Origin of the sequence: Flavobacterium sp. XS2P24 (genome assembly GCF_030010285.1) — a bacterium.
GTDB classification, from domain to species: domain Bacteria; phylum Bacteroidota; class Bacteroidia; order Flavobacteriales; family Flavobacteriaceae; genus Flavobacterium; species Flavobacterium algoritolerans.
Genome location: NZ_JASCRU010000006.1, coordinates 154,519 through 162,254, shown reverse-complemented (window position 1 = coordinate 162,254; position 7,736 = coordinate 154,519). Strand labels below are relative to the sequence as shown.

11 protein-coding genes are annotated in these 7,736 nt (G+C 39.1%); 4 read left to right on the top strand and 7 right to left on the bottom strand.

Annotation, left to right across the window (positions count from 1 at the left end; all coding sequences use genetic code 11):
• Positions 1-171 precede the first annotated feature (171 nt).
• From QLS31_RS07175 to QLS31_RS07145, 7 genes are read right to left on the bottom strand one after another with little or no spacing between them, the layout of a single operon-like run.
• Positions 172-588: a hypothetical protein gene (locus tag QLS31_RS07175; RefSeq protein WP_194310790.1), complete on the bottom strand. Its 417-nt coding sequence runs from the start codon at positions 586-588 to the stop codon at positions 172-174.
• A gap of 1 nt (position 589) precedes the next feature.
• The gene (locus QLS31_RS07170; protein WP_282743292.1) at positions 590-1,765 is read right to left on the bottom strand and encodes a DUF2586 family protein; all 1,176 of its coding nucleotides are present in this window, start codon (positions 1,763-1,765) and stop codon (positions 590-592) included.
• Between the two features lies 1 nt (position 1,766).
• Positions 1,767-2,264: a hypothetical protein gene (locus QLS31_RS07165; protein ID WP_282743291.1), complete on the bottom strand. Its 498-nt coding sequence runs from the start codon at positions 2,262-2,264 to the stop codon at positions 1,767-1,769.
• Positions 2,257-2,667: an N-acetylmuramoyl-L-alanine amidase gene (locus tag QLS31_RS07160; protein WP_282743290.1), complete on the bottom strand. Its 411-nt coding sequence runs from the start codon at positions 2,665-2,667 to the stop codon at positions 2,257-2,259. The genes QLS31_RS07165 and QLS31_RS07160 overlap by 8 nt, the downstream gene beginning before the upstream one ends.
• Positions 2,667-2,906 (bottom strand): hypothetical protein, encoded by a 240-nt coding sequence (locus QLS31_RS07155; RefSeq protein WP_194310786.1) that lies wholly within the window; start codon positions 2,904-2,906, stop codon positions 2,667-2,669. Before QLS31_RS07155 ends, QLS31_RS07160 begins: the two co-directional genes overlap by 1 nt.
• Before the next feature lies 1 nt (position 2,907).
• The gene (locus QLS31_RS07150) at positions 2,908-3,750 is read right to left on the bottom strand and encodes a hypothetical protein (RefSeq protein WP_282743289.1); all 843 of its coding nucleotides are present in this window, start codon (positions 3,748-3,750) and stop codon (positions 2,908-2,910) included.
• Positions 3,751-3,779: 29 nt separating this feature from the next.
• Positions 3,780-4,769 carry an HK97 family phage prohead protease gene (locus tag QLS31_RS07145; RefSeq protein ID WP_282743288.1) on the bottom strand — a complete coding sequence of 330 codons (990 nt, stop codon included), beginning with the start codon at positions 4,767-4,769 and terminating at the stop codon, positions 3,780-3,782.
• 176 nt (positions 4,770-4,945) lie between these two features.
• Between QLS31_RS07145 and QLS31_RS07140 the strand changes: the two genes are divergently transcribed.
• From QLS31_RS07140 to QLS31_RS07125, 4 genes are read left to right on the top strand one after another with little or no spacing between them, the layout of a single operon-like run.
• The gene (locus QLS31_RS07140; protein ID WP_282743287.1) at positions 4,946-5,233 is read left to right on the top strand and encodes an oxidase; all 288 of its coding nucleotides are present in this window, start codon (positions 4,946-4,948) and stop codon (positions 5,231-5,233) included.
• Positions 5,217-5,705 (top strand): hypothetical protein, encoded by a 489-nt coding sequence (locus QLS31_RS07135; RefSeq protein ID WP_228479072.1) that lies wholly within the window; start codon positions 5,217-5,219, stop codon positions 5,703-5,705. The genes QLS31_RS07140 and QLS31_RS07135 overlap by 17 nt, the downstream gene beginning before the upstream one ends.
• Complete coding sequence (locus tag QLS31_RS07130) at positions 5,698-7,254, top strand: hypothetical protein (RefSeq protein ID WP_194310782.1); 1,557 nt, start codon at positions 5,698-5,700, stop codon at positions 7,252-7,254. Before QLS31_RS07135 ends, QLS31_RS07130 begins: the two co-directional genes overlap by 8 nt.
• Positions 7,251-7,736, top strand: coding sequence for a hypothetical protein (locus tag QLS31_RS07125; protein ID WP_194310781.1), 486 nt, complete (start codon positions 7,251-7,253; stop codon positions 7,734-7,736). Before QLS31_RS07130 ends, QLS31_RS07125 begins: the two co-directional genes overlap by 4 nt.

Below are 7,736 nucleotides of genomic sequence, written 5' to 3'. Positions count from 1 at the left end.
TTTATTACAATAACGATAGAATCAAGTCTAATTTAAACAAAATGAGCCCGATACAATATCGAGCTCATTATTATCAAAATTAATTATAAATTTGTCTAAACTTTTGGGTGCAGTCTACATCAGCTGGATGGCTTTTACATTCTTTTTGTCACCCTGAACGGAGTCGAAGGACTATTGTTGGTTTTTAACGTCCAAGAAAATAAAAGGTAGCTCTACAAGCATATTCTTATCGCCTTGTTTCATTGCTTTTTTGTACTCGGTAATTTCACAAGTTGTTAGCACGTCCGTAACGGTTGCACCGCCATCGTCTGGAATAAAAGACCAAATAATATCAAAGCTCAAGGCTAAAATATCTTTGTTTGGTGCGTCCTTAATCATCGCTTCCACTTCGGATTGCCACAAATTAATTTTGCCCTCAAAGTCCTTGTTTCCTCTAGTAATCTTATGACCTTTCCCGCCACGACCACGCAAAACAGATTTTTCTTGTTTAGCTGAGTATTCTACGTCTTCAATTCCCTCGATGATGCGACCACCTATGGCAATCGAAATGTCATTCCAAGAGTAATTTTTACTACTATAATCGCTCATACTATTCTAGTGTTGTGGTAAAACCAATGTTTACCGTTATGAAATCAGAATAGCCAACAGGCAATAATTGCAAAGCCACATTGACGTTATTTGTTTGCAGAACATTTTGATTTTCATCAATAAATGCTCTCACTCCCGAAAGTTTGCCAACCTCTACCATATTGGATTTAATTTGGCTTTCGATGGCATTTTGCCAACCTTTGATGATGGCGGGATGAATCGTACCCGCTTCGGTTACTGGAACTTCGTCAGATAGCTCTTGTACCAAAGTCGTGTATGCTATTAAAACGCCTTCGTCCATTACCAAGCCTCTAGCCAAACTATTAAAGTCGTCTGTTGGCAAAGTCAAGGTTTTATCTCCAGTGAAGTAAAAGCCTGATAAATTGGCAAAGCTTCGCATAAAGGTGTAGTTCTTATTGTCGATCGCATCCCAAGCAGTGTCCAAAGTAGCTACAGTAGCTCCATTTGTAAAATAAGCTGCAAAAGGTTCTACAGCACCGTCTTTTACACGGCTCAATTTTCTTTGTGTTGGTGTACTTGCCAAACGTCCTAAAGCCAAGCCGATAGATGCTTCTTTTGAACCGTCCGTATTGGCTAACATAATAGCCACTTTGTTATAGTTTGTCGTGGCATAATCTTTCAAATCAGCTACCACACCGCTAAACTTATTACCCGAAATTAAGACACGAACAGGATAGAAACGGTCTGCAAAATCTTGCGCCAAAGCTTGAGCTTTGACTACCGCCAAATGCACATCGGCATCTAAGCCCTCGGTTATTGTTTCGCCAGCTCCTGATTTTTTCAAAAGTCCTAAAATGCGAATCTTACCTTTGGCATCACTCAATAATTTTCGAGCAAAGTCTTTAGTTAAATCCGCTTGATCTTCCATTGTTGTCGCCGCAAGAACAAGCATAAACCACAATTCAGCTCCTTTTTTGGCTTCGCCGTAAAATTGTGCGATTTGTTGATAGGCAAAGTCATTAGTTCCGCCTTCAGTAATGCCAAGGTTAACAGCTTCTTCCAAAGAAAAGATTTGATAAGAAGTACCCACGGTTACTTTATTAGCTCCAGCAACGGTTACACCTGATAATACAAATCCTGGTATCTTCTGAATTTCTGCCTGTGGCAATCCCAAGCCATTGCTTGAAATGTTGAATGTAATATTTGGTAAACCCATACTATACTATTTTCAATGTTTTTAAAATGAAAGCCACTACAGCTCCAATGAATAAACCGACAATAAACCAGAGAACAATATCAAAAACCGTATATCCAGTTTTACTCTTGTTATTCTCGACATCAGATCGAGCAGTTTCACTCACTGATCTGTAAATTTCTTTTTTTATTTTGGCTACCATTGCGAGACTATCGCAGATTGCCGATACCGTTATTGTGTCGTGTTGAATTATAATTTTAGCGGTAGCGTTGCCGTTTTTTTGGCTAAATATTTTAGGCTTTGAAACCGTATTTAAACCCGATTTAATTACCAATTCAGCGACGGGAATTTTTAGACTGGTTTCAGCCTTTGGAGTGTAAAGAATCGTATCACGATACGTTTCTTTCTCCTGAACGATACTTTCAGTTGTTGATGTGCTTTTTTGAACGTCCTGCCGTGTAGTACGACAGGAAGTCAAAAAACAACAAAAACAAACTAAAAGAACTAGTGTTTTATACATCTTTGTACTCTTTTTTAGCGTCAAAACTCGGGCAAGCTTTATGCACATTAGGAAAATCCCGATGCCCTTGAATTGTTGCGGTTGGAAATTTTTGTTTGAAGTCTTTTAGCAATTTCAAAATAGAAGCCTTTTGTGCTGGTGTGCGTGTGTCTTTAGGTGCGTTATTCAAATCAATTCCTCCTATATAAGAAATATTGATTGTTTGGCTATTAAAGCCTTTTACACCGTTAGAAACTTGCTCTATTGGTAATAAATTAACCGCCTCACCATCAGGCTTGACAATAAAGTGATAGCCTGGCATTTTCCAGCCCAACTGATTTTTCCAATAGCTTTGAATTGCGCTAATGCTCGTATTTTGAGAAGTGGCTGTGCAATGAATGGCTATGTACTTTATTGCTCTCATTACTCTTTTACTTCTTCTTCGTCAATCACTTCTATCGCAGTTGCTTTAGTATGTGGCGTTACGTTCTTATCCTCCAAAGTCGTGGCGTGATTTTGTGCAAAACCGAAGTTTTCAAACACATTTCCGTCTGCTGTAGAATAGACTTCATCTTTTGAGCCTACTTGGTCAAAATAGTCCGATACGGTTTTAGCAATGGCATCCGCTTGGGATGCCGTTGCTACTTCTTTTGCTTTTGCCATACTAGCTCAATATTGCTCCTAAATACTTAGGATTGGTTGCACGAATGTTACCAACAAGAGCTCTTTGAGCAAAAGATATTTCGTCAGCTTGTGAAGCTGCAGAACGAATCGTTTCATACATTTCAGTATCACCAAAACATCTGAACACTTCGTTAGTACACCAAGTAAAAGAACAATTTTTGTCACCCGCTGCTTTTACTGTACCAAAAGGTTTTTTAGCGTTAGCAGACGTGTAAAGAGCCGTTTTGTTGTAACGGTACACTTTGAAACCGTACATTTCTGACGTGTTCAAGATTTCTTTGTACAAGACTTTGTCCTCTTTTTTGATAATCGCCATATGCTCGGCAGTCAAACAGATGTTCAAACCATCGTAGATGTCCAAACCATTGTAAAATGCTTGCATATCGATGATAGCATCTAAGAACTTTCCACCACCAACAACCACAATTTTGTTGTTTGTATCGTCCGTAGCTGGAGACCAGGCGAATGCGGCACGAATACCCATATTTTTAGCCAAAGCCGTTTTGTGACGATTGGTAACTGAAGCACGTTTGTTGTACTGCAATTCCACTTCCTGCAAATCTCTATGACGAGTTCTATCCGTAGAGTAGGTATTCAAAACCACTTCATTAGGAATGTCTGTGATGGTTGCCAATGGCAAATCCGTTTCAGAACCTGCAAAGTAGTTCTCGTGAACTCCTGGTTCGATACCCGCTTCCGCTAGGTGTAATTTGTTGTTTTCTACATACTCGGATTTGTCCGTAGATGCAAAAACAAAACTGTTATCTGGGATTGGGTTTTCCTGAATACCTGCAATCCATACTTCTTTTTGTAAACCTGCCATAATCTATTTTTTGGGATTAATTTTTATTATTACTTAGTGTATCGTACACCGTTAGCGTATGCCTTGGCTAATTCCGCATATTTTGTCGGATCTTCTTCTCGGATTTTTGCCAGTTTCACGGTGTCGTGTTTTTGCAAATAATCAAACGATTCTTTGACATCAGCTTCAACAACACCAGTTGTCGATTTACCAGCCAAAACCACTTCTTTCACTTTGTGTTGCGTGCCACCGTTTGCCGTTTCTTTATCCGTAATCAATTTAGATAAAATGGCGGTTTGACCTTTAAAGTCATTTTCAAAAGCACCCAATTGTGAGGCTTTCAAAGCTTCTGGAATCAATCCTAATTTAATGGCTTGATCCACCAATACCGTTGCACCGCTCAAACGAATTCCTTTAATTTCTGCTTCCAGTTCTAAAACCTTCGCTTTGGCAGTCGCCGCTTCTGAAGCTTCCAATTTTACTTGGGTAATCGTGTCAAGTAACACACTTTCGGACGCATCCGCCGATTTTCCTAAGGCTAGGGCAATTGTTTTTAATTCAGACATATCTTCTTTTTTTATGTTCAATTTATTCAGTTTCACGTTTCCATCATTTTTGGATAATTTCAAAGCATCATCATTTCCGCCTATGGGAACTATCGAAATTTCCACTAGTTTACATTTGGTCACCGTTTCATAGAGTTGTCCAGGTAATACCAATTCGGGTTCTGAGGATGCGGCTATTACTTCCGCATACATAGATGCCATTCTAATGAATCCGCCAGCTACCTTATCGGCTATTGTTTTGGCAAAAGGTTCGTTTTCGTCAAATTCAATTGTCGCTATTAATTGGCTGTCTTTTTTAAACAACTTCAAACAACGACCAATAACCTCAGTGCCTTTATTTCTGTAACTATCCCTATCGTGTAGGTATAAGACAACAGGGTTGCGCTCATATTGAGTGTAGTCAATACCGTCCGTCAAAATGCGGTAATTATAGCCGTTTACGTTTTCGGTATTAATAATGAAGTCGTGTTGCATTGGCTGTTTTTAATTTGGTTTTGGTAACGTTTCGAAGGCAAAATTGGGGAGGTTTTGAAGTAAAAAAAAACCAGTTTCCAAGCCTTGTACTCAATAACTACAAGCTTTGTATTAAATAAATACAAGCTTTGGTATTGCTTTTTTTCAATGCGCTTTATATGTAGAACTTTGCCCTTATGACGGATATAATTTTAGACAACAACGGCGATTTGAAGTTGCAAAATGGTGACTTCGCTTTGGGGTATTCTGACAACCAACACCAAGAACACATCTTAATGGCAACTAAAGGCGAATTCAAAGAATTCCCTGAACTGGGTGTGGGTATTAATCGAATGTTAAGCGACGACGACTTCACACCTTTTTTGATTGATGCCAAAAAGAACCTAGAGTATGATGGAATGAAAATCAATAACATAAAGTTTGAGGAAAACGGAAACCTGAACATCGATGGATACTACAAGTAAAGTCAAAGGCAGAATGACTGCCGCTCAAAGCGACTACAAAAAATTACAGGCAAAAGATTTGTTTGTAAAAGGATTTTCATTAACCAACATTTCTGAAATACTGGGTGTTGGTGTCAAAACACTCGGGAACTGGCGTGAGCTTCATTGTTGGGATAATGAAAAAGAACTTTTTGCCATACGTCCTAGCGAAATTAAAAAATTGATCCTTCAGTATGTTCTTGATATTCGTGACGGTAAAAAACCAGCGCACAAAGCCGATGATTTAGCTAAAATATCAGCCGCTTTTGACCGTATGGATGATGACCGAAAAAAGGCAGTTCACACAATGGAAAGTTTTGACAGCTTTAGCCAATTTATGGTCGTGCAAGCGGGTAACAACACGGGCAAAAAGCGTGATGAAATTTTAGAACTATTGCAGACCATTAGGATACATTTTGACAAATATATCAACGAACTCGTAAGTAATGACTAAAACGGAACTCAAACAAGCCCTTGAAAAATACAACTTGGAATCCAAAAGAATCCAGTTGCTTTCGAGTGCATCCTTATTTAAGGAAACCACAGCCGAACAGGAAGCCCGAATTAAACGCCTTTTAAAACCCGAAAATTATTTGGAGTTTTTTGAATATTACTATGGTGTGAATTCTCTTTTAGCTTTAGCAGATGCGCCTTGTGCCAAGTTTCATTTAACGAGTTATATCGAACTATTTAAAAATCCTTTAATCAAACAGCAACGCCGTTGGTTTCGTGGTGCTGCCAAGTCGATACATACTAATGTAGGGAACTTGTGCCACCTCAAAGAAAACAATGAGGTTAATTTTGGTTTAATCATCGGGCGCACGCTAGATGCTGGCAAACTTTTACTTTCGGATGTGCAACTGCATTTGGAAAGTAATGAGCGGTACATCAAAGATTTTGGAATGCAAATGCAATACGGTTCTTGGGCAGACGGTCAGTTTGAAACCAACGACAAAAAAATGTTTAAAGCCTTGGGATTGAACCAACCTTTTAGAGGTTTGCGGAACAATGCCAACCGTCCAGACTTTGCGTCAATGGACGACTTAGAAGACCGAAAACAAGCCAAGAACATTGATATTACCAAAGAGAACGTTCAGAAGCTCACGGGCGATTTAGGTAAGGCAGGACAAAAAGGACGCTTTCGCCAAGTGATGGCAAACAACTACATCGTAAAAAACGGAATCGTTGACGGCTATGCCGAAAAAAATAAGAAGTCGCCAAACCTTAAAATTAGTACGGTTAACCTTTGCGATGCCAACTTTAAACCGAGTTGGCCAGAACGATACAGCGTACAGGATTGTAAAGACATCATTGCCGATACCGATTATCACACCAGCCAAAGAGAGGATTTTAATAACCCTGTTGAGGAGGGAAAACGTATAAAAGCAGAATGGATCAGGTTCAAGAAAACACACGGCAATCAAATCTTTGAAGGATTGATTGAGTTTTGGGATTTATCATATAAGGACGGCGGCGATTATAAAGCGGGTGGAGTTGTTTCTATCGAAAAAGGAAGAGCGCACGTTTTAGAAATCTTCAACCAACAAATTGACCGACCAACGGCAATGAATATGCACTACGAATGGCAGAAAAAATATAACGCCAAAGGAATGTCAATTATCTCTTATTACGATGCGACAGCGGCACAAGAAATTGTTTATGAAACCGATTGGCTAATTGCCTGTGAAGAAAACAATGCGGTTGACATTCCATTTCCTGACCACGCATCAGGAGACAAACACGACCGAATTGATGCCACTTTGACCAGTACGTTTATGCGTGGTTTAATCACATTTGACGAGCGATTAAAAGATACTATGGATATGGACAAAGCCATTGAGCATATTGTCGCTTTTGAAAAAGGGTGCAAAACACCCGATGACATTTTGGACGTTTTAGAACAATGTGTTCGAAAAGGACGGCTATTATTTGGCTACAGCCAAAAAGAGGAAAGCAACCAAAAACCCGTAATCGGGAAACGTAAAACCACCCGAAGAGTATGACGCCCAGAAAAGAACTATTTATAAAAGTAAAAGAAGCTTTAGCCGAATTACCAGTCTTGGAGTTGGTCGATTTACAGCGCAAACAATTTACTAATCCAAAGGAAAACTATCCTAGTTATTTTACAGCGGCTTTAATTGAAATCAAAGCGATAACGTGGCAAACAATGGTAGAACAAAAGCAGGAAGGAAAAGCCACAGTCGATATTACTTTTTATTGTAAAGATGGATGGATGGATCAGCATAATGGAACTACCGACCCTGAACACGGATTAATGGAAATTGATGTAATTGATTCTATTGTAGAAAAATTACAAGGATTAAGAGGCGATACTTTCAAACAATTGGACTTATCCAATGAGGAAACCGTTGACGAAGCCGACGAAATGATGAGTTACAAGATTTCATTTTCAACTCTCATATATCGCCCCATCAACGGAAAATACACAAAACAAAAAATAGGCTTTCAAACTCAAACACCATAG